At 50.8% G+C, this 20,945-nt stretch carries 20 protein-coding genes and 1 tRNA gene; 13 read left to right on the top strand and 8 right to left on the bottom strand.

From position 1 onward, the window contains the following. Window positions 1-21: 21 nt before the first annotated feature. From TALK_RS07085 to TALK_RS07060, 6 genes are all read right to left on the bottom strand, one after another. Entirely contained in the window at window positions 22-1,161 is a 1,140-nt protein-coding gene (locus TALK_RS07085; RefSeq protein ID WP_085617324.1) for a succinylglutamate desuccinylase/aspartoacylase family protein, read from the bottom strand. Window positions 1,162-1,388: 227 nt separating this feature from the next. Continuing rightward, entirely contained in the window at window positions 1,389-2,135 is a 747-nt protein-coding gene (locus tag TALK_RS07080; protein ID WP_085617322.1) for an ABC transporter permease, read from the bottom strand. Window positions 2,136-2,138: 3 nt separating this feature from the next. Continuing rightward, window positions 2,139-2,831 (bottom strand): ABC transporter permease, encoded by a 693-nt coding sequence (locus TALK_RS07075; protein ID WP_085617320.1) that lies wholly within the window; start codon window positions 2,829-2,831, stop codon window positions 2,139-2,141. 101 nt (window positions 2,832-2,932) lie between these two features. Then, window positions 2,933-3,730, bottom strand: a complete 798-nt coding sequence (locus TALK_RS07070) for a lysine/arginine/ornithine ABC transporter substrate-binding protein (protein WP_085617318.1) — start codon at window positions 3,728-3,730, stop codon at window positions 2,933-2,935. 92 nt (window positions 3,731-3,822) lie between these two features. Further along, window positions 3,823-4,596 (bottom strand): ABC transporter ATP-binding protein, encoded by a 774-nt coding sequence (locus TALK_RS07065; protein WP_085617316.1) that lies wholly within the window; start codon window positions 4,594-4,596, stop codon window positions 3,823-3,825. 482 nt (window positions 4,597-5,078) lie between these two features. Continuing rightward, window positions 5,079-5,168: transfer RNA gene (locus TALK_RS07060), tRNA-Ser, on the bottom strand. A 444-nt stretch (window positions 5,169-5,612) separates the two neighbouring features. Between TALK_RS07060 and TALK_RS07055 the strand changes: the two genes are divergently transcribed. The 8 genes from TALK_RS07055 to TALK_RS07020 all read left to right on the top strand — a co-directional run bounded on the left by TALK_RS07055 (window position 5,613) and on the right by TALK_RS07020 (window position 14,050). Then, the gene (locus tag TALK_RS07055; RefSeq protein ID WP_085617314.1) at window positions 5,613-6,620 is read left to right on the top strand and encodes a lytic murein transglycosylase; all 1,008 of its coding nucleotides are present in this window, start codon (window positions 5,613-5,615) and stop codon (window positions 6,618-6,620) included. Between the two features lie 110 nt (window positions 6,621-6,730). Then, entirely contained in the window at window positions 6,731-7,723 is a 993-nt protein-coding gene (locus tag TALK_RS07050) for a septal ring lytic transglycosylase RlpA family protein (RefSeq protein WP_245829752.1), read from the top strand. A gap of 143 nt (window positions 7,724-7,866) precedes the next feature. Then, entirely contained in the window at window positions 7,867-9,039 is a 1,173-nt protein-coding gene (locus TALK_RS07045) for a D-alanyl-D-alanine carboxypeptidase family protein (RefSeq protein ID WP_085617310.1), read from the top strand. Further along, window positions 9,036-9,692 (top strand): dTMP kinase, encoded by a 657-nt coding sequence (gene tmk, locus TALK_RS07040; protein WP_139833754.1) that lies wholly within the window; start codon window positions 9,036-9,038, stop codon window positions 9,690-9,692. The genes TALK_RS07045 and tmk overlap by 4 nt, the downstream gene beginning before the upstream one ends. A gap of 4 nt (window positions 9,693-9,696) precedes the next feature. Beyond that, complete coding sequence (locus tag TALK_RS07035; protein WP_085617306.1) at window positions 9,697-10,800, top strand: DNA polymerase III subunit delta'; 1,104 nt, start codon at window positions 9,697-9,699, stop codon at window positions 10,798-10,800. Window positions 10,801-10,899: 99 nt separating this feature from the next. Next, entirely contained in the window at window positions 10,900-12,465 is a 1,566-nt protein-coding gene (gene metG / locus TALK_RS07030; RefSeq protein WP_085617305.1) for a methionine--tRNA ligase, read from the top strand. Continuing rightward, window positions 12,462-13,280, top strand: coding sequence for a TatD family hydrolase (locus tag TALK_RS07025; protein ID WP_085617303.1), 819 nt, complete (start codon window positions 12,462-12,464; stop codon window positions 13,278-13,280). The genes metG and TALK_RS07025 overlap by 4 nt, the downstream gene beginning before the upstream one ends. Continuing rightward, window positions 13,277-14,050, top strand: coding sequence for an MBL fold metallo-hydrolase (locus TALK_RS07020; RefSeq protein WP_085617301.1), 774 nt, complete (start codon window positions 13,277-13,279; stop codon window positions 14,048-14,050). Before TALK_RS07025 ends, TALK_RS07020 begins: the two co-directional genes overlap by 4 nt. A 228-nt stretch (window positions 14,051-14,278) precedes the next feature. On the opposite strand, the gene TALK_RS07015 is transcribed toward TALK_RS07020, so the two are convergent. Next, window positions 14,279-14,779 carry a MarR family winged helix-turn-helix transcriptional regulator gene (locus TALK_RS07015; RefSeq protein WP_085617299.1) on the bottom strand — a complete coding sequence of 167 codons (501 nt, stop codon included), beginning with the start codon at window positions 14,777-14,779 and terminating at the stop codon, window positions 14,279-14,281. 319 nt (window positions 14,780-15,098) lie between these two features. On the opposite strand from TALK_RS07015, the gene ectA reads away from it, so the two are divergent. The 5 genes from ectA to mazG all read left to right on the top strand — a co-directional run bounded on the left by ectA (window position 15,099) and on the right by mazG (window position 20,085). After that, the gene (gene ectA / locus TALK_RS07010) at window positions 15,099-15,647 is read left to right on the top strand and encodes a diaminobutyrate acetyltransferase (protein WP_085617297.1); all 549 of its coding nucleotides are present in this window, start codon (window positions 15,099-15,101) and stop codon (window positions 15,645-15,647) included. A 116-nt stretch (window positions 15,648-15,763) separates the two neighbouring features. Next, window positions 15,764-17,047: a diaminobutyrate--2-oxoglutarate transaminase gene (ectB, locus tag TALK_RS07005; RefSeq protein WP_085617295.1), complete on the top strand. Its 1,284-nt coding sequence runs from the start codon at window positions 15,764-15,766 to the stop codon at window positions 17,045-17,047. A gap of 65 nt (window positions 17,048-17,112) precedes the next feature. Then, window positions 17,113-17,514, top strand: a complete 402-nt coding sequence (locus TALK_RS07000; RefSeq protein ID WP_085617293.1) for an ectoine synthase — start codon at window positions 17,113-17,115, stop codon at window positions 17,512-17,514. Window positions 17,515-17,597: 83 nt separating this feature from the next. Next, window positions 17,598-19,097, top strand: coding sequence for an aspartate kinase (locus TALK_RS06995; RefSeq protein ID WP_085617291.1), 1,500 nt, complete (start codon window positions 17,598-17,600; stop codon window positions 19,095-19,097). Window positions 19,098-19,257: 160 nt separating this feature from the next. Beyond that, on the top strand, window positions 19,258-20,085 hold the full coding sequence (gene mazG, locus TALK_RS06990) for a nucleoside triphosphate pyrophosphohydrolase (protein ID WP_085617290.1): 828 nt from the start codon (window positions 19,258-19,260) through the stop codon (window positions 20,083-20,085). Between the two features lie 23 nt (window positions 20,086-20,108). On the opposite strand, the gene TALK_RS06985 is transcribed toward mazG, so the two are convergent. Beyond that, window positions 20,109-20,933, bottom strand: coding sequence for an inositol monophosphatase family protein (locus TALK_RS06985; protein WP_245829750.1), 825 nt, complete (start codon window positions 20,931-20,933; stop codon window positions 20,109-20,111). Between the last annotated feature and the right edge of the window lie 12 nt (window positions 20,934-20,945).

Below are 20,945 nucleotides of genomic sequence, written 5' to 3'. Positions count from 1 at the left end.
TATCGCGTCCCGCAAAGAAGATCAACGGGCGGTCAAAAGAAGACCTTCACGACCTGGCAAAACATCAGCCCCGGCGACAGAACATAACAGACCACCTGGCACGACAAGGCGCCCACCAACACGGGCATACATGAAGCCGTCTGTACGGCTGGCAAATGGCGTTTTTTCACCGGTTTCGCAATCAAGAACGTAACCGAGTTCCTGACCCGCTTTTACATGCTGACCGGCATCAACGGAAAACACGATCATGCCGCCATGGGTTGCGGTGACGCGATCAACACCTGCAAGCGGGGTTGCGGTGCATTTTGCCTCGGGCAGGGGGCCGGGATCACCGGCAATGACGTCGCGACGTTGCAGGAAGGCAAAAAGGTTCTTGGCATCCTGACTTGCCAGGTGATCGTACACATCCTGTTCACCACGCAATTCGATGGTGGTCGAAAGTGTTGCCATCGGGATTGGGAATTTATCGCCGTAGACACGACGCAGCTCAACCCATGGACGGCTGAACGTTTCATCAAACGGGTTGGCGCCGCTTTCCTCGGCGATCAGGCAGGCTTCTGCACCAATCTGTGCCGAAAGATCCTGGACATCCGGCCAGCTGGAATCGCTGGTGTAAATATGTAAGGCAGCTTGCCAGTCGCAATGTAGATCAAGAACATAATCAGCATCAATTGCCAGTCCAGCCAGTGTCAGGCGTAAATCATCCAGATCGGTTAGCGGACCGGCATTGGCGCGATGTTCCTTGATCAGACGTCGCAGTTCGACACGTGCAATTTCAACATTGGCATCGCCATCCTGACCCAGCTTGCCATCAACGGACGCGATCAGTTCCTTGCAAAGGTCAGGATAGTGACGATTGAAGTTCTGGCCCGTGCGCATATCAAACCGGCCAAGCGGCTTCATATCAACATATTGCGTAAAGCCAATCGGGTTGGCAAAGGGAACGATGACAATCTCGCCTTTGATGTCACCGTTCTCTTCGGCAACTTTCAAAAGCTTTTCAAGATGATGCAGGGCAATGACACCGGGCAGTTCATCAGCATGAAGGGCCGCCTGCAAATAGGCTTTGGGGCCGGTACCGGATTTGCCATAACGACGAACAGTAAGGGTACGGGCTGTCCCCATCTGCGGGCGAATAAGTTCAATGCGTTCTTGTTGCATGATATTCCTGTGTTGGTGGGTAGACGTTATTGGTGGCGGTATTGTGTGGTGACTGGATCGACTAGATTGTTTCGGAAGTATCCGACGGGATCCCCGCTTCCGAAAACAAAGCTATTAATGGCTGTTTTAGGTTCAGACCCTCGTCAATGCATTGCCCAACATTGTAACCAATAACCGCCGATGCGCGTTTGGGGATGCATCGGCGGTTTATTTGCAAGGTCAGAGAATCAGACGGTACCGCCTGCTTTTGCAGGGCCTGATTTTTGTCCTTCCCGACGTTCATTGCGGCGCAGATATTTCTCAATACCCTTAAAGCCAAAAGTCAGGAAATAGACGATGATCAAATAGATCACACCAGCCGATATAAAGGCTTCGTAAGGCAGCGCTGTGCGCGCGACGATCTTGCGGGCGGCCCCGGTCAATTCCATCATTGTGACGGTCGATGCCAATGACGTGGCTTTTAGGGTAAAGATCACATCATTGGTGTAGGCTGGCCAGATAATCTGCCACATGCGTGGGAAAATGATCCGACGATAAGTCGTGAAAGGCGTCATGCCACAGGCACGAGCGGCTTCGATTTCGCCATTCGGGACGTTCTGTATGCCCCCGCGCATGATTTCTGCCATATAGGCCGCAGTGTTTAGAACGAAGGTTAACAGGCAATACCAATAGGGATCACGCAAATAAGTCCATGTCCAATGATCCTGAATGCCGTCGATATTGGAAATCAATTGACCGCAGCCATAATACATCATGAACAACTGGGCAATCAGTGGCGTGCCGCGGAAGACATAGATGAAGGCAAACGGAACAGCCTGAACCCAGACAAGTTTGGAAACACGGGCAATCGCCAGCGGGATCGCCAGAATGGAACCAAAAACGACAGAAACAGCCAACAGCTGGATGGTCAGGAGAAATCCTTGCCAAAGCCAGCTATCGTATTTGGTCAGGACGTATATCAGGTCTTCAAACATTGATCACGCCCTTGCAATACCGCGGGAGGCCCGCTTTTCAAGCCGGTTAAACACAAATAGCGAGACGGTGGTAAAAGCAAGAAACATCAACATTGCCACCAGATAGAAGGTGAACGGTGCCTTTTCTGTGCCCGCGCCAACGGCAGCCTTGCGTAGGATTTCTTCGACACCAACGACAGATATCAGAGCCGTATCCTTGATCAAAACCTGAAACAGGTTATTCAGACCGGGCAGGGCGAAACGCCAGAGTTGTGGCAGTTTGATGCGAATAAAAATTTGGGGCGGTGTCATGCCACAGGCGGTTGCTGCTTCGATCTGACCAATTGGAATGGCTTGCATCGCGGCACGAAAAACTTCGGATGCAAATGCGCCCTGAACCAGTGCCAATGCCGCAACGCCGGACCAAAAGGCAGGGATATCGACACGAACTTCTTCGCCACCAATTAATTCGGCAATTTTCTGGACGGCAATGGTGCCGCCAAAATAGATCAATAAAATAACCAAGAGTTCGGGAATGCCGCGAATAAGAACGGTATAGCTTTCCCCTATGATCCGCAGGGCCTTGTAGCGCGAAAGTTTCGCTGACGCACCAAGCAGGCCAAACAGTATCATGAATGGCAGCACGGTCAGGCAAAGCTGAACTGTAACCAGTCCCCCTTCAAGCATCTGCCAACCACGGCCGTATAAATCAAACATGGATTCTCCCGCAAACCTTGATGTTGGTCTTGTTGTTTAATGCCCTTGGCCAACAATAAGGGAAGGGCGGCACAATCTGTGCCGCCCTGACTGCTTGCCGATCAATTCGGGTGCAGATTGATTTCTTTGAAGTATTTTTTGTTGATTGTCTGATACGAGCCATTGGCAAGCATTTCAGCCAAAGCCTTATTGAGGATTTCCTTCAGGTCCTGATCTTCCTTACGGATGCCCATACCGGTACCTTCGCCAAAGAATTCTTTCGGCGCAAAGGTGTCCGAAATAAACGCATATCCCTTGCCTGCGTCGGATTTAACCCATTCGACCAGAACACCGGAATCTGCCAATGTTGCGTCGATACGGCCAGCGGTCAGATCCAGCAACGCATTGTCCTGAGTATCGTACATGCGAATTTCTGCATTCGGGAAGTTATCTTCCAGGAAAGCGGAATGTGTGGTCGAACGCTGTACGCCGATCACCTTGCCGTCAAGTGCACCTTCAACAATTGCACCATCTTTCCATGCGGTAAGCGACATGCCTTCTTTGCCAACGAACACAGCCGGGGTGACGCTGTAGTAGTTGGAGAAGTCGATTGACCGTTTGCGTTCTTCGGTGATGGACATCTGGGCGATGATCGCATCATATTTTTTGGCCAGAAGGCCCGGAATGATACCGTCCCAGTCCTGTGCAACGATTTCGCATTCGATCTTTGCCGTTTCACAAAGCTTCTTGGCGAAATCGACGTCAAACCCCTGCAGGTTGCCATCTTTGTCGACATAGTTAAACGGGGGATAGGCGCCTTCGGTGGCGATAACGACTTTTTCCCAAGCCGCACTTGCTGCTGAAGCGCTTAGTGCCACACCCACGGCTGCTGCGGTCGCAACCTTGATCCAATTTTTCATTCGTAGTCTCCCTTGTTGTTGAGAACAGGCCGCGACGATGGACGCTGTTCTTTTGGCGGATACCTTATTGTCAGGTATCCGGCCGTCCCAGATCAGAAATCGCGTTGAAGGAACTGTTTCATGCGTTCTGATTTTGGATTCTCGAATATTTCTTTCGGGTCACCAAATTCTTCGACCAGCCCCTGATGCAGGAACATAACTTGGTTTGATACGCCTTTGGCAAAGCTCATTTCATGGGTCACGACCAGCATGGTGCGACCTTCTTCTGCTAGATCGGTCATGACGCGCAGAACTTCGCCGACAAGTTCCGGATCAAGGGCAGATGTCGGTTCGTCAAACAACAGAACTTCGGGTTCTATTGCCAAGGCGCGTGCAATGGCCGCACGTTGCTGTTGTCCACCAGAAATGTGGCCCGGATAATAATCGCGGCGTTCAAACATTCCAACTTTCTGAAGCAGCGCATCGGCACGTTCTATTGCCTCTTTTCTGGAAACGCCAAGGACATGTATAGGTGCCTCGATCACATTTTCCAGAATGGTAAGATGGCTCCAAAGGTTGAAGCTTTGAAACACCATGGCAAGTTTGGTGCGCATACGTTGGAGCTGTTTTTTATCCGCTGCTTCCTGACTGCCATCTTTCAGGCTGCGCATCTTGATCAGTTCACCGTGAAGATGCACAGCACCTGCATTCGGTGTTTCAAGAAGATTGATGCAACGCAAAAAGGTACTTTTGCCGGAACCGGAAGAGCCGATGATCGAAATCACGTCGCCGGTATTTGCAGTCAGATCAATACCTTTGAGGACTTCGTGCTCCCCAAAGCTTTTGAACATCCCTTCGATCTGTAGCGCGGGTATGTTTGTGCTCATATCGAGAATAAAAGTCCCCTGTTGAAAGTTCTTGTCGTTTCAGACCTGTCCGATCCGCATCAAATTAATGCATCACCCCTTTGGATAGTCCGAATCACATTCTTACCTTGAATAATTGCCTGCACGGGCACCGTAATTCTACTGATTTTTTGCAGTTTTATGAAGGAAACGACCGTTCCCGCATTATATTTGGCCGGGGTTTGAAAACCTCAGCAAATATACTGCTGTCCTAAGCGTTTTTACGCAATAAAAAACCCGAACCATACTGGGAATATGAATCCTTTGATCGGATTCTGCAAAATTCGCATTTTAGGATGATATTTTTGAGGCCAACTGTTTTTACAGCCGAAAACGAACGTAATGCCGAGATAAAACAACAGCACCACCTCAATTGACAGGGGTTCCAAGCGGCGCATCTCGTCTATAGCGCGATTTTGCCAAAGGCATTCACATGCAGGGAGTTAGTTATTTTCTGGGGAAGGTGGCGGAGAGACAGGGATTCGAACCCTGGGTACCCGTTAAGGCACGCCGGTTTTCAAGACCGGTGCATTCAACCACTCTGCCATCTCTCCGCATTGTGGTGGCGATTGTCGCCTGCGCGCTCTCAATAAATTGCCGGGGTTAGGCTGTCAATATATCTATGTCAGCTTTATCAAAATTCTCTGGTACCCAAACGTTAACGGCTATATTTCCCGGCAGCTTTGAAATCGGGGCGGGATTTTAATGTTTTTTATTGTTTCCAAGATTGTCGGGGGGCGCTCCATGAAGCTTGGTGAACCGTTGGAACTTTTCGCAAGGCGGGCTGGAATATCGCCCCCTGACCTGTAGATTCCTCGACAGCAACGGGCATCCATTTAGCAAGTCTTAACGTGTCGGGCGGTATCAGCAGTATGAGCCGTGCATTAAAGGAGTGGGTCGGTTTAACCGCTTATTACTGGACCGGCCGCACAGATGAATGGTTTCCGGCACAAAACTGAACCGGGGACTCGAAACTCAATCGGGACGAGGCGAGCAAAATGAATTTTAGGACCATCGGCACTGTAGCGTCAATTATCGGCATGCTTGTAACGGTCTCTCCGGCTGTGGCTCAAACCGACACCGATGCATTGCCTGCATTTACAACCGAGGGCTTTGACGTTTGGCTGGCTGATTTTAAGAAGGATGCGGCATCAAAAGGCATTTCCCAGCCAACACTGGATGTTGCCTTTGCCAAAACCCAGCCGATCCCGAAGGTGATTGAATATGACCGTAGTCAACCGGAATTCAAACTGACTTTTGAGCAGTATCTTCAGCGTGTTGTCCCTCAGTCGCGGATTGATGAGGGACGCCGAAAATATGTTGAAAACCGCAGTATCATTGATGCTGCAGCCAAAAAATATGGTGTTCCCGGACATTACCTGACTGCATTCTGGGGAATCGAAACCGGTTTTGGACGCCACACAGGCGGTTATTCGGTTATTGATTCGCTGGCAACCCTTGCCTTTGAAGGTCGGCGTGCCGAATATTTCCGTAAAGAACTGATCAACGCGCTTAAAATCCTTGATGCCGGTCATATTGCGCCTGAGAAAATGATCGGTTCGTGGGCCGGTGCGATGGGGCAGGCTCAGTTCATGCCATCCACGTTCCTTAGCTATGCCAAGGATGGCAATGATGACGGTAAAATTGATCTTTGGGGCGCCAAGGAAGATGTCTTTGCATCAGCGGCCAATTATCTTTCGACCGTGGGCTGGAAAGCGGATGAACGCTGGGGGCGAAAGATCAGCATTCCAGCTGACCTTGATAAATCTATAACCGGCCGTGAAATTCGTAAACCGATTGCGGAATGGCAAAAGCTTGGTGTTCGCATGCCGAATGGGGCGAATCTTCCGGTTGCGGATATGGATGCGTCTGTTGTCATCGTAAATGACGGTGCCGGACCTGCATATATGGTTTATAACAATTTCCACACCATCATGCATTGGAACCGGTCAACCTATTTTGCGATTGCTGTCGGCACACTTGCCGATGCGATTGCGGGTCGCTAATTGAATTGCTTTGACATTATCCAAATGGGGACAGCGGAATGCGGAAAAATGTGCGCAGGGCGCTAGCGCAAGTATGCCACAGGGGGCGTTGGGCTGCCGGTGCACTTGCCATGGCCGTTCTATTGGCTGGTTGTGCCGAAACACAGCTGGCTGTCCATAGCGTCAAACGCATTGGCGGTGTTCAATCCCAGCCTGCACAGGTAGGAAACTATAAGATCGGCAATCCGTATGAGATTTCCGGTCAATGGTATTATCCGGCGGCTGACTATGAATACAAGGAAACTGGGATTGCATCCTGGTACGGCCCTAAATTTCACGGCAAGCAAACAGCCAATGGTGAAATTTTTGATCAATACGAAGTATCGGCGGCACATCGTACCTTGCCGTTGCCCAGTGTTGTTCGTGTAACCAATCTTGAAAACGGTCGTTCGCTTAAAGTTCGTATCAATGATCGCGGGCCGTTTGCCCATAGTCGCATTATTGATATGTCGCGCCGTGCAGCACAACTCCTTGGTTTCGAAAAGAAAGGAACCGCAAAGGTTCTGGTCGAGGTGATCGAGGATGAAAGCAGACAGATGGCCGCAATTGCCCAGGGCAAGGCCGCACCGGAAGTAACACAGGCAGAACAACAAACCGTTTCAGCCGCGCCGCGCGATACCGTTGAAACCGTGCGTCTTGATGACGGTCCGATCACAGATAGCGGTGAGCCAACCAAATCGACCATTCGCCTGACGCCGCCGTCAAACAATGCCCCGATATCTCAGTCGGCTGAGCTGACGCCGCTGGACGGTACGGCCGAAGATAATGTTGCCGTTCGGGTTGAACCGGTTTCCCCGTCGTCAATCTTTGTGCAGGCAGGTGCCTTTTCGGTCTATGACAATGCCCTTAATCTGCGAAATCGTCTTTATGACATGGCACCAACCAAGATCGAGCCCGTGGATGTCAAGGGAACGACATTTTACCGTGTCCGTCTTGGTCCGTTAAATACAGTTCCCGAAGCCGACATTCTGCTTGAACGGGTGATCGCAACCGGTCAAAACGGTGCAAAGGTTGTTGTCGAGTGCGCAGACGGTGCGCCGCAAAGCAGCGTTTCGGGGTGCTAAGGTTTGTTCATTCCGATCATTCGGAATTTGCAGGATAATTGAACCGGTTGCACAATTTCGCCGGATTTGCGACATAAAGACCAAACTTCATCAGCTCGAAAATCGGGCGAGACGATAATATTATACAACAAGGTTAGGACGTTATGAGTTTGATGCCGCCAATTCCGTTCAAGAGTAAACTGAACCGGGTAGTGGTCGGGGCCGCGATACTTGGTTCTGTCATGACGATGTCCCTGACCAGCGCGCAGGCAATCGAAACCATCGCGCGCGAAGCTTATCTGATGGATTTTGATACCGGTACAGTTCTGCTGAACAAAAATGGCGATACACTTACCGAACCGGCATCAATGACAAAAATGATGACGGTGCATCTGCTGTTTAAGCGTATCAAAGATGGCAGTGTGTCACTTGAAAACACGTTCCATGTCAGTGAGAAAGCCTGGCGCAAGGGCGGATCGAAAATGTTTGTCGAGGTGAACTCCGACGTTTCGGTCAATGATCTTCTACATGGCATAATTGTTCAGTCAGGTAACGACGCTGCGATTGTTGTTGCCGAAGGACTGGCAGGGACTGAAGAAGCCTTTGCCGAGGAAATGACTGCCGAAGCCCGCAAAATCGGCATGACCAAATCCGTTTTTAAGAACGCAACAGGCTGGCCCGATGAAGAACATCTGGTGACAGTTCATGACCTTGCAATCCTTGCAAGCGATACCATCCGAAATTACCCGGAGCTTTATAAGCTCTATTCCGTCAAGGAATTTACCTATAACGGTATCCGCCAGCCGAACCGCAATCCGCTTTTGGGGACCAGTGCCGGTGTTGATGGCATGAAAACCGGCCATACCGAAACGGCGGGCTATGGCCTGACCGCGACGGCAGATCGCAATGGCCGCCGCCTGATCCTTGTGGTCAATGGCCTGGGATCAGTACGTGAACGGCGTACGGAATCGCAGAAACTTCTGGATTGGGGCTTCCGCGAATTTGATAATTACGATCTGTTTGATCGTGGAGAAGTCGTAAGTGCGGCCAATGTCTGGCTTGGATCAGAACCCAAAGTCGATTTGGTCGCCAATCAGGATATCCTTCTGACCTTACCGCGTACAAACCGTGACAACCTGAAAGTGTCGATTGTCTACGAAGGGCCGATACCGGCACCGATCAGCGCCGGTCAGCAAATCGCGACGCTTAAGGTCGAACTTCCCAACAGTGAACCGCGTGAATTCCCGCTTTATGCCGCAACGGAAGTTGGTCGCCTTGGCTTTATCGGACGCATTGGTGCCGCGATCAAATATCTTCTGTGGGGAGCGAACGGTTGAGCCCGATGCCCGGTTTGTTCATCAGCTTTGAAGGCGGTGAAGGCAGCGGCAAAACCACCCAGATACGCCGACTTGAAGAATGGTTCCATCGTCATAATCGCGACGTTGTCGTGACTCGCGAACCGGGCGGATCGCCCGGTGCCGAGGAAATTCGAAATCTTTTGCTGACCGGTGATCCTGGGCGCTGGGACGCCGTAACCGAAGCGCTTTTGATGTTCGCGTCACGCCGTGATCACGTTGAACGCACCATTCGCCCGGCACTTGCCGGTGGCAAGGTTGTTTTAAGTGATCGTTTCGCCGATTCATCCGTCGCGTATCAAGGGTTTGGACACGGCCTTGGCGCGGATTACATCCAAAACCTTTGGCATATTGCGATTGGCGATTTCAAACCTGATCTGACTCTGATCTTTGATTTGCCGGTCGATATTGGGTTGGAACGGGCAGGGGCAAGGTTTGCCAATGTCAGTGCCGCCGAAGACCGGTTTGAACGTATGGGAACAGCTTTCCATCAACGGCTTCGCGATGGGTTTCTTGAAATTGCCCGGGAAGATTCGAAACGCTGCAAGATTATAGATGCCAATGGCGATATTAATCAGGTGACGGAACGTATGATCGCAACCGTATCTGCACATATACCGGCACCGGGGGCCTAGGTTAATGGCCGTCAAGGATTTAGAACAGGAAGGTGGCGTTCCCACTCCGCGTCTTAACGATCACTTTATTGGCCACGCAGATGCCGAAAAAACCGTTTTGGACGCATGGAACAGCAAACGCATGCATCATGCGTGGTTGCTGTGCGGGCCGCGTGGTGTTGGCAAGGCGACACTTGCCTATCGTATGGCGCGATTTGTCCTGTCGGGCGGCGGAGAAGGGGGCTTGGGCCTGTTTGGTGATGCGCCTGACGGCCTTCATGTCGATCCCGAGGACCCGGTTTTTCGTCGTATCGCTGGCGGCGGTCACGGTGACCTGAAAGTTATCGAACGCCAATATGACGAAAAGAAAAAGCGCCTACAGGGTGAAATCACCGTTGATAGCGTGCGTACAGTTGGCAATTTCATGTCAAAAACGGCGGCCGAAGGCGGTTGGAGAATTGTGATCGTCGATGCGGCGGATGAATTGAACCGCAATGCGGCCAACGCCATTTTGAAGGTATTGGAAGAACCGCCGGCCAACGCGATGATGATCCTGGTTGCACATCAACCGGGGAAATTGTTGCCAACCATTCGGTCGCGCTGTCGCAGGTTGAACCTTGGGGCACTTGAAGATCATCAGGTGGTTGAGCTTTTGGGTCGTTATTGCCCGGATCTTGATCTTGGCGAACGTGATGCGCTTTCCGGTCTTGCCGAAGGCAGTATTGGTCGTGCCCTTCAATTGCATGATGTCGGCGGGCTTGAGCTTTATACCGAACTGGTTCAGTTGATAGCATCACTCCCCAATGCTGACGTTTTGGCACTGCATAAATTTGCGGAACGGTTTTCACCCGCGGATCGCGACGCGGCCTTTGCGACCATTACACAGTTGTTGCATTGGTGGCTGGGGCGGTTGATCCGTTTTGGTGCAACCGGGCAGGCACCCCGCGAAGTTGTTGACGGCGAATTGGCAGCAATGCAGCGCATGGCTGCTGCGCAACCGCTTGATCAATGGATTGAGGTGTGGGAAAAGATCAGCGAATTGATGAGTGCCACGCGTGGCTTGCATCTTGATCGCAAACAGGCTTTGCTCAATGCGTTCTTCATGCTTGAAGAAACCATGCGAAACTAAAAAAGCACCAATCAACCGGAATTATGACCATAACGGCCCGCTTGGAACACTGAGTTTCGGGCCGTTTTGTTTCACGACTTGCGCGAAGGATTTGCGACCATGACCGGGCACAAACAGCCCTATTACATCACCACACCGATCTATTACGTCAATGACAAGCCCCACATAGGCCATGCCTATACGACGCTTGCCTGTGACGTATTGGCCCGCTTCAAGCGCCTGGACGGTTTTGACGTGATGTTCCTGACCGGGACCGATGAACATGGTCAGAAAGTGGATGCATCTGCGGCTGCCAAGGGTATCGATCCGCAATTATTCACCGACCAGGTGTCGCAGAATTTCCGCGATCTGGCCGTGCATATGAACTATTCCAACGATGATTTCATCCGCACGACCGAAGAACGCCACAAAAAGGCCTGTCAGGCATTGTGGAAGACGCTGGTCGAGAAGGGCGAGATTTATCTTGGCTCCTACGACGGCTGGTATTCAGTACGTGACGAGGCTTTCTATGGCGAGAAAGAACTGATCGAAAAAGACGGTCAGAAGCTTGCACCGACCGGCGCACCGGTTGAATGGGTTTCCGAGCCGAGCTATTTCTTCAAGTTGTCGGAATGGGGCGATCGTCTGCTGAAGTTTTATGACGACAATCCTGATTTTATTGCTCCTCAATCACGCCGTAACGAAGTTCTCAGCTTTGTTAAAGGCGGTATGCATGATCTTTCGGTGTCGCGCACCAGCTTTAAATGGGGTGTTCCGGTTCCGGGTAACGAAGATCATGTGATGTATGTCTGGGTTGATGCCCTGACAAACTATCTGACCGCAGTTGGTTATCCTGATGTCGATCCGGACAAGCTTGCCAAATATTGGCCAGCTGACCTTCATATGGTGGGCAAGGATATCGCACGTTTCCATGCGGTTTACTGGCCAGCGTTACTGATGGCGGCTGGTATCGCACCACCCAAACGCGTCTTTGCACATGGTTGGTGGACCAATGAAGGCCAAAAGATTTCGAAATCAACTGGCAACGTTATTGATCCCTATGATCTGACGGTTAAATACGGTCTGGATCAGACGCGATATTTCCTGTTGCGCGAAGTGCCATTTGGCAATGACGGTGATTTTTCCCATCGCTCAATGGTCAACCGCATGAACAGCGAGCTTGCCAATGATCTTGGCAATATGTGTCAGCGCGTTCTGTCGATGATCCATAAGAACTGTAATGCGATGGTGCCAAATCCGGGTGCGTTTATCGACGCTGATCAGGTCATTCTGAGTAAAGCCTATGGCATGCTTGATGTTGTGCGTCCGCTTTTCGATACCCAAGCCTTCAATAAGGGGATCGAGGCAATTTGGGAACTGGTGGGCGACGCCAATCGTTATGTCGATGAAATGGCCCCTTGGGGACTGAAGAAAACCGATCCGGCACGTATGGAAACCGTCCTTTATGTGCTGGCAGAGGTTATCCGACATGTCGGGATCATGGTTCAGCCGTTGATGCCGCAATCGGCTACAAAAATCCTTGATCAACTGGTCTTGCCAGAAAATCAGCGCGGGTTTGAACATCTCGGCCCGGATCATGCCCTAACGGCAGGAACTGAAATTCCGAAGCCAGAAGGCGTTTTCCCGCGTTATGTCGAGACCGAAGACGACGGAGAGAAAGCATGAATGTCGCCCTCGTCGACAGCCATTGCCATCTGGATTATCCGCAGTTTTCCGAAGACTTTGCCGGAACTGTTGCGCGTGCGCGTAATGCTGGTGTCGGCATGATGGTTAGCATTGGTGTGAAACTTTCAACGTTTGAAAATGTTCGTGCCGTTGCCGCCAAGGCTGATCATATCTATTGCACTGTCGGGGTTCATCCGCATGAGGCGGGCGAGGAGGGACTATCTAACCCCAACACCTTGATTGAGATGGCATCCGATCTAAAAATCATCGGGATCGGTGAAAGTGGTCTGGATTACTATTACGATCATGCCCCGCGTGATGCCCAGCGACAAAGTTTCCGCGCGCATATCGCGGCCTGTCGTGAAACCGGTCTACCCTTAATCGTGCATACGCGCGATGCCGATGATGACACCATGGATATCCTTGAAGAAGAATATGCCAAGGGCCCGTTCACCGGTGTCATTCATTGTTTTTCAAGTTCGGCCATGCTGGCGCAGCGCGCATTGAAGATCGGGTTTTACATCTCGTGTTCTGGGATTATTACCTTTAATTCCGCCAAGGAGATTCAGGCTGCGGTTGCCGATGTGCCGCTTGAGCGATTGTTGGTGGAAACCGATGCGCCATATCTGGCGCCGGTACCCAAGCGTGGTAAGCCAAACGAACCCAGCTATGTCGCCCATACGGCGGCAAAACTGGCAGAAATAAAAGGTGTAAGTGTTGAAGATATCGCACGTGCGACCACGGATAATTTCTTTGCACTATTTACCAAGGCTGATCGCAAGCACCTGCTGACGCTGGAGGCTGATGCGCAGTGACGAAAATTACCATCCTTGGCTGCGGATCCTCGAACGGAGTCCCATCAGTTGGCTTGGGATGGGGAAAGTGTAATCCGAAAAACCCGAAAAACCGGCGGCTTAGAAGCTCGATCCTGATCGAGCAGGCGGGAAAGAAGATTCTTGTCGATGTAACGCCGGATTTTCGCGAACAGGCGTTACAGCACGATATCAATCATATTGATGCTGTACTGTTCACCCATGCACATGCCGATCATGTTCATGGCATTGACGAGCTTCGATGGATCAATGTCGCGATGCATCGACCGATTGATGTTTACGCATCATCAACTACGATAGCTGAAATCGATCATCGGTTTGGTTATGTGTTTGAGCCTTTGGCTGAGGGCGTAGATTTTTACTATAAGCCGGTTTTGATCCCGCATGTTATTTCCGGACCGCTGGCGCCAGCAGGGGTTCCGATAACGGCGTTTAGCCAGAGCCACGGTTACGGCGAAACGCTGGGTTTCCGGGTTGGCAACTTTGCCTATTCAACCGATGTGGTGGATTTCCCCGAAGAATCACGCGAACATCTTTATGGGCTGGATGTCTGGGTTGTGGATTGTCTGCGCCACAAGCCGCATGCAACACACGCGCATCTTGAAAAGGCGCTGGAATGGGTTGCCGAATTTAAACCTAAACAGACATACTTTACCCATATGAGCATCCTGTTGGATTACGATCAGGCAATGGCAGATACACCGGAAAATGTTGCGCCAGCTTACGACGGGCTTGTTATCACCGTTGATTAATCTGTCTGCGTGCCGATACAGAGGCATATATTCAGGGCGCCGAGAAGTTCTATAATATATATTATGACAATTTTTTATGTGAATAAATTCAATACCTTACTGGTGTATCTGTATTATCTTGGGCTTATGACCTGCCTAATTGCAGCAGGATTTCTCTCACCCCGCACCAATGAGCATCATCATCAGTGCAGAGTTGACTGCTGGGTGTGCTGGTGGTCGGAATGTCGATCAATGTGTCGAACGAGATGGATCACTGCTCTTTTCGACAATCACCTCGTGGTCGAGCAATGGTGCCGCGTCATAGTCACTGGCATCCATCATCCCTGATACGCGCTGCAAAGCCGCAATAAGGAAGCTTTGCTCCCATTCTTCCAGTGCCTTGAAGTTATCAGAAAAGCGATCATGAAGCGCCATTGGCGCACGATCTAGAACTGTGCGGCCATAATCTGTCAGGCGGACAAATACCTTGCGTTTATCGGCGTCACCACGCACGCGCAGGACGATGTTCATTGCCTGAAGCTTATCCACCAATGCAGTTGCGGATGCCTGGGCAAGATTAACCTTATTCGCGATTTCCCCGACTGTCATTTCCCCGAATTCCTCGAGAGACTGAAGAACAAGAAGTTGCGATGTTTTCAGCCCGGTTACCTTGCCCAGCTTTTTCGCATGGATATCGCTGGCCCGCAGGATCCGTCGAATTGAAATGAGTGCTTCGTGCAACTTGTCCATGCGGTGATTCCACGGTTTGTTGTTTTAATTTCCCAAAGTAATAACCGCCGAACCGTCGCTCTGCAACGCTTTCCCGCCATTACACTTCGTTCATCGAAGTGTTTATCTATCGAAATATGTTGAAATATATGGGCGATATAATTTAATTTTCCGAATAATCAGCAAAGTTGATTTATTCAACCATCATATTGATTTAAAATGATTTTTATATATTTCATCATATCGTCACGACCGCTGTGTTGACCTTTTTACATCGATCATCTATATATCTGACGCGACAGGAAAGATCGTGTATCGAAATAACGAGGCAGATAGACAGATGAAAATTGCCACCAAAAGCGGCAATACCGGCCACAACGCCAATCTAACGATCCGGAAACCCAAGGCAACCGACGGTGCCGCAGTCAATGAAATGATTGCGCAATGCAAACCGTTGGATGAAAACTCTGTTTACTGCAACCTGTTGCAGTGCTCGCATTTCGCAGATACCTGCGTGATTGCCGAGCTTGATGGCCAGACAGTTGGTTTTGTGTCTGGCTATATTGTTCCGGCGCATCCGGAACGGCTATTTATCTGGCAGGTTGCCGTGTCACCCAAAGCACGTGGCCTTAAACTGGCAAAGTCCATGATCCTTGAGATTCTGGAACGCCAGATTTGTCACAATGTGACCGAGCTGCAGACGACGATCACATCGTCCAATGCGCCGTCACAAGGCGTTTTTCGTTCCGTGGCACGCGAATTGGAAACCGAGGTCAAGCGCAAGGTCCAGTTCGAACGCGAAACCCATTTCGATGGGGCTGCTGCCAGTGAAATTCTGTGGCAGATCGGGCCGTTCGCACGCGCCGATGTTGTGCGCGTCGCGGCCTGACCCAATACCGCACTGATTTTAGAAATCCTGACACCGCTTAACTGGAACAACCGGCCTGTCCGGACGTTTGGCATGACAGGATCATTCTTTATTTTCCCAATCATAAAGAGGGAATTATGACTGTATTTGATCGCCTTGAATCGGAAGTCCAGAGCTATGCACGCTCCTTCCCCGTTACTTTTGAAAAAGCCGAAGGTGCCTGGTTGACAGATACCGATGGCAAACGCTATCTCGATTTTCTTGCCGGTGCCGGTAGCCTGAATTATGGCCATAATCATCCCGTGCTGCAGAAAAAGCTGATCGATTACATTATATCGAACGGCATCACCCACGGCCTGGACATGCATACCAAAGCCAAGGAAGCTTTCCTTGAAGCCATGGAAAGCAAAGTCCTTAAGCCGAGGAATATGGATTATAAAATCCAGTTTACCGGCCCGACCGGCACCAATGCGGTTGAGGCAGCCCTTAAACTGGCGCGCCGCGTCAAGGGTCGTGAAACTGTTATATCGTTCACAAACGGTTTCCACGGTGTCACGCTTGGTGCGTTGGCGATTACGGGTAACGAACACCATCGTGGTGCTGCTGGTGTATCGCTCGATAATGCGGTTGCCGTACCGTTTGACGGCTATATGGGGGACGGTGCAGATACCACCGAATATCTGGATCGTGTCCTTGGCGACAATTCCAGTGGCATCGCCCTGCCCGCGGCTGTCATTGTTGAAACCGTTCAAGGTGAAGGCGGTTTAAATGCTGCTGACTTTGGGTGGTTGAAAAAACTGGAACAGGTTTGCCGCAAGCATGACATTCTTCTGATCGTTGACGACATTCAGGCTGGCTGTGGCCGTACCGGCACGTTCTTTAGCTTTGAACCCGCCGGTATCAAACCTGATATGGTAACCCTGTCAAAGTCGCTTTCGGCATATGGCTTGCCATTGGCAATCGTTCTGATCAAACCGGAATTCGATGTTTGGCATCCGGGCGAACACAACGGCACATTCCGTGGAAATAATCATGCCTTTGTAACGGCGACCGCCGCACTTGATCATTTTTGGTCAGATGACAAATTCCAAAATGATATCCGTGACAAGGCAGCATTTCTTGGCGCACGTCTTGAAGAAATTGCGAAACGGTATGGCGATGGCAAAATCTATCGCAAGGGTCGTGGCTTGATGCAGGGTATCTGCTTTGAAAGTGGCGATGTTGCATCGAAAGTCACCAAGGAATGCTTTGCCCATAATCTGGTGATTGAAACCAGTGGCCCGGAAGACGAGGTTGTAAAATGCCTTGTTCCGCTGATCATTTCAAAGGACGATCTGGCCCATGGCCTCGACATTCTGGAAATGGCGACGGCCAAGGCAATGGGTAAAGATGTTACCCCGGTGAAAGCCGCTGCCGAGTAATTCGGTTTGGTGATGTTTGATGCATCGCCCTGCCCCACAACTTAAATTGAATCAAAGAGTTAAGTATGATTGTTCGCACATTGAAAGAATGTGAAGCCTCTGGTCGTCGTGTTGTTTCTGACAATTGGGAAAGCACGCGGTTGTCACTTGCCGATGATGGCATGGGTTTTTCGTTCCACATCACCACGATCTATGCCGGAACCGAGACCGAGATTTGCTACGCAAACCATTTCGAGACCGTTTATTGCATTTCAGGCAATGGCGAAGTCGAAACCATTGCGGATGGCAAGAAATACAAGATTGAACCCGGCACGGTTTACATCCTTAACAAGCATGATCGCCATTACTTGCGCGGCGGCACAGAGGACATGGTTGTTGCCTGTGCATTCAATCCGCCACTTAACGGTCGTGAAACACACGATAAGAACGGCGTTTATCCGCTCGACGGTGATGCGCTGGCAAGCTAGGCCCTTCATTTGGGGCGGCTTAATGACCGCCCCAAAAAATCACGAACAGACCATTTCAAGGAAACGCCCCCAAAGGAGGCCGCATGCTTTCAGCCCATAAAAAAATGGACAAAAAAACGGACGTTGGGCATAGCGTTCACAAGATTGGCGGAACGTCGATGTCGCAGGTTAATGCGGTCATGGATAACATTCTGGTTGGCGATCGCAGCGAAGACGAGCTTTACAATCGTGTATTTGTTGTTTCAGCTTATGGCGGGTTTACGGACCTGCTGCTGGAAAACAAAAAAACCGGTGAGGCTGGCGTCTATCAGCTTTATGCCGGATCGGAAACCGACTGGGCCTGGGGGGATACCCTGACCAAGGTTGCCGATAAGATGTGCGCTATCAACGAGGAAATCTTTGGCGACGCGCCGGAACTGAAATTGGCTAATGCCTTTGTTCAGGAACGGGTTGAAGGTACGCGAAGCTGTTTGATGGATTTGCATCGCCTTTGCAGCTTTGGGCATTTCAAGCTTGAAAAACATCTGCTGACTGTTCGTGAAATGCTAAGTGCAATTGGGGAATCCCACAGTGCGCATAACACCATGTTGTTATTGCGCGCCAAAGGCGTGAACGCGGTTTTTGCCGATCTGTCAGGCTGGCGTGAACCGGAAGCCTCGACCCTTGATGGCCGGATCGAAAAGGTTTTTGCCGATATCGATCTTAAAAGTCAGCTTGCCATTGCCACCGGCTATGCCCAGTGCAGCGAAGGTTTGATGAGCATCTATGGCAGAGGTTATAGCGAAGTGACGTTTTCGCGCATTGCTTGCCTGACCCAGGCGCGCGAAGCGATCATTCACAAGGAATTCCACCTTAGCAGCGCTGACCCGCGCATTGTTGGCGAGGATGCCGTGCGTCCGATTGGCCGCACCAGTTATGACGTTGCCGATCAGTTGTCGAATATGGGCATGGAAGCCATTCATCCGCGTGCAGCCAAAGGGCTACGTCAGAATGACATCCCGCTCCGCATTGCCAATACCTTTGAGCCGGAACATCCGGGCACGGTTATTGACGATCACTGGGACCCTGATGATAGCCGTGTTGAAATTGTTACCGGTGTTCCAACTGCATTCGAGATCGAGGTCTTTAATCAAGACATGGTTGGTGTTGCCGGAGGTGAGGAAACCATCCTTAGCGTGTTGAAGCGTTTTAAGGTTCCGACGGTGACCAAAAACCTGAATGCCAATACGATCACGCATTATGTTTCAACGTCGCTGAAGCAAGTCCGTCGCTGTGTTGACGAGATCGAAGCCAAACAGCCCGAAGCAACGGTTAAGACCCGCAAGGTCGCGATTGTGTCGGTTATCGGTGCAAATATTAATGAGCCGGGATTGTTTGCCCGTGCGGTTGGCATCCTTGATGCCAGTGGCATTGAACTGGTGGCCAGCCACTATCCAAGCCGCCGCGTTGATCTTCAGTTCGTTGTTGCAGAAGGCGACTTTAACAAGGCGATCAAGGCATTACATCGTGGCCTGATCGAAGGTAAATCAGCTAACGCCGCAGGCATCGGTGAAAACAAGCGTGCGACACTTGCTGCCGCCTGATCAAAATCGGCAAAAGTTCAAATGAATAAAACCCGTCAATATTGAATTGGCGGGTTTTATTTTGTCGTATTCCATATCTTGTCACACAGGCTGCATCACGTTACGACAGAAGAACCGGCAATCATCCCCGATATCACGCCCAACGCAGGAAAACGTTACCATGACCAAACATAACAGCAAGGCAATCAATGCATTACTGGATGTCATGGCAAAATTGCGCGATCCGGATGGTGGTTGCCCATGGGATCTGGAGCAAAACTTTGCCACCATTGCCCCCTACACCATCGAAGAAGCTTATGAAGTTGCCGATGCAATTGCCCAAGGTGACATGAACGAGCTACGTGAAGAGCTTGGCGACTTGTTGCTACAGGTTGTTTTTCATTCCCAGATGGCTACCGAGGACGGACATTTCACCTTTGAAGATGTTGCCAATAGCATTGTTTCCAAGATGATTGAACGCCATCCGCATGTTTTTGGCGATGGAGAGGCTAAAACCACGGATGGTGTCAATCAGACATGGGAAAAGATCAAGGCCTCTGAGCGTGCGCAAAAGGCCGAAATCAAGGGGCATGAACGCCACAGTGCGCTCGATGGTGTGGCCAGCGCCCTGCCCGCCCTTATGCGTGCCGAAAAATTGACGAAACGTGCGGCACGTGTCGGGTTTGACTGGCCAAGTACCGACGAAGTCTTTGACAAATTGCATGAAGAAATTGGCGAGTTACAGGCCGAGTTGACGGAAACCCCCGATCAGGACCGGGTTGAGGACGAACTGGGTGATATGTTGTTTGTGATGGCAAATTTATCGCGCAAGCTGGGGGTTGATCCCGAGGTTGCCTTGCGTCGGGCCAATCTGAAATTTACCCGACGGTTCCATTTTATAGAAAACGAATTAGCCCGGGATGGTCGCAATGCGGGCCAATCCGATCTTCAGGAAATGGATGGGCTTTGGAATGAAGCCAAAAAGGCAGAACGCCGCAGAAGCAATTGACTTGTTAGAATTTGCGTACGCTTTTACGATCCGAAAAGTGGCAATAAAAGTTCGTTCATTTCGGCCCAAAGTTCAGGCGATGATGCACATAGCAAACCCGGAGCATCACCATCTGCATGATACTCATCTGTTCCGGAACGGGTGATATATCTGGCAATTCCGCCTGCTTCACGCACAAGAAGTGTTCCTGGCGCGTGATCCCACGGTTTCAGGTTGCGATAGGCACAGAAATCAAACAGTCCCTGCGCAATTTCCTGATACTCCGCCCCACAGCAGGAATAATGTGCAATACCATCAAAGAAATCGAGATGGCCGTAGTACTTGCGGATGCGATCACGTGCAAAGGAAATCAGGAAACCCTTGGCATCCTTTGCAGTTTGAATATTTGATCTAACTCTGACCGGGACGCTGTTATGGAACGTTCCGGCCCCTTTTTCAGCGACAGTTGCAAATCCTTCGATCGGATCTATAATCCAGGCCGCAACGGTTTCGCCGCCATGATAAAGCGCGACCATGCAGCGAAATGGCTGACGGTGGTGGGCAAAGTTTTTGGTGCCGTCGACCGGATCAATGATCCAGATTGGGGCATCCCCAGCAAATACGCGGCCCGCCAGTTCAGGATTGGCATGGGCGGCTTCTTCGCCAAGGGCGACACTGCCTGGCAAAAGGTCTGTCAGGCGCAGGGTCAGAACGCGTTCAGCCTCGGTATCGGCAATGGTTACCAGATCCATGGCATGGGTCTTGGTATCAATATCGTCTTTTCCTAGCTGGCCAAAACGTGGAGCAATTTCCTCGGCCGATACTTCACGGATAATCCCGGTGACTTTATCCATATCGACACTAATCACGCTTTGTTCCTT

Source organism: Thalassospira alkalitolerans (genome assembly GCF_002115745.1).
GTDB lineage: Bacteria > Pseudomonadota > Alphaproteobacteria > Rhodospirillales > Thalassospiraceae > Thalassospira > Thalassospira alkalitolerans.
This window is presented reverse-complemented; position numbering and strand designations above follow the sequence as displayed.

Coding starts and splice junctions, on each gene's coding strand:
- TALK_RS07085 (WP_085617324.1), bottom strand. CDS start 1,161: ATGCAACAAGAACGCATTGAACTTATTCGCCCGCAGATGGGGACAGCC.
- TALK_RS07080 (WP_085617322.1), bottom strand. CDS start 2,135: ATGTTTGAAGACCTGATATACGTCCTGACCAAATACGATAGCTGGCTT.
- TALK_RS07075 (WP_085617320.1), bottom strand. CDS start 2,831: ATGTTTGATTTATACGGCCGTGGTTGGCAGATGCTTGAAGGGGGACTG.
- TALK_RS07070 (WP_085617318.1), bottom strand. CDS start 3,730: ATGAAAAATTGGATCAAGGTTGCGACCGCAGCAGCCGTGGGTGTGGCA.
- TALK_RS07065 (WP_085617316.1), bottom strand. CDS start 4,596: ATGAGCACAAACATACCCGCGCTACAGATCGAAGGGATGTTCAAAAGC.
- TALK_RS07055 (WP_085617314.1), top strand. CDS start 5,613: ATGAATTTTAGGACCATCGGCACTGTAGCGTCAATTATCGGCATGCTT.
- TALK_RS07050 (WP_245829752.1), top strand. CDS start 6,731: ATGGCCGTTCTATTGGCTGGTTGTGCCGAAACACAGCTGGCTGTCCAT.
- TALK_RS07045 (WP_085617310.1), top strand. CDS start 7,867: ATGAGTTTGATGCCGCCAATTCCGTTCAAGAGTAAACTGAACCGGGTA.
- TALK_RS07035 (WP_085617306.1), top strand. CDS start 9,697: ATGGCCGTCAAGGATTTAGAACAGGAAGGTGGCGTTCCCACTCCGCGT.
- metG (WP_085617305.1), top strand. CDS start 10,900: ATGACCGGGCACAAACAGCCCTATTACATCACCACACCGATCTATTAC.
- TALK_RS07025 (WP_085617303.1), top strand. CDS start 12,462: ATGAATGTCGCCCTCGTCGACAGCCATTGCCATCTGGATTATCCGCAG.
- TALK_RS07015 (WP_085617299.1), bottom strand. CDS start 14,779: ATGGACAAGTTGCACGAAGCACTCATTTCAATTCGACGGATCCTGCGG.
- ectA (WP_085617297.1), top strand. CDS start 15,099: ATGAAAATTGCCACCAAAAGCGGCAATACCGGCCACAACGCCAATCTA.
- ectB (WP_085617295.1), top strand. CDS start 15,764: ATGACTGTATTTGATCGCCTTGAATCGGAAGTCCAGAGCTATGCACGC.
- TALK_RS07000 (WP_085617293.1), top strand. CDS start 17,113: ATGATTGTTCGCACATTGAAAGAATGTGAAGCCTCTGGTCGTCGTGTT.
- TALK_RS06995 (WP_085617291.1), top strand. CDS start 17,598: ATGCTTTCAGCCCATAAAAAAATGGACAAAAAAACGGACGTTGGGCAT.
- mazG (WP_085617290.1), top strand. CDS start 19,258: ATGACCAAACATAACAGCAAGGCAATCAATGCATTACTGGATGTCATG.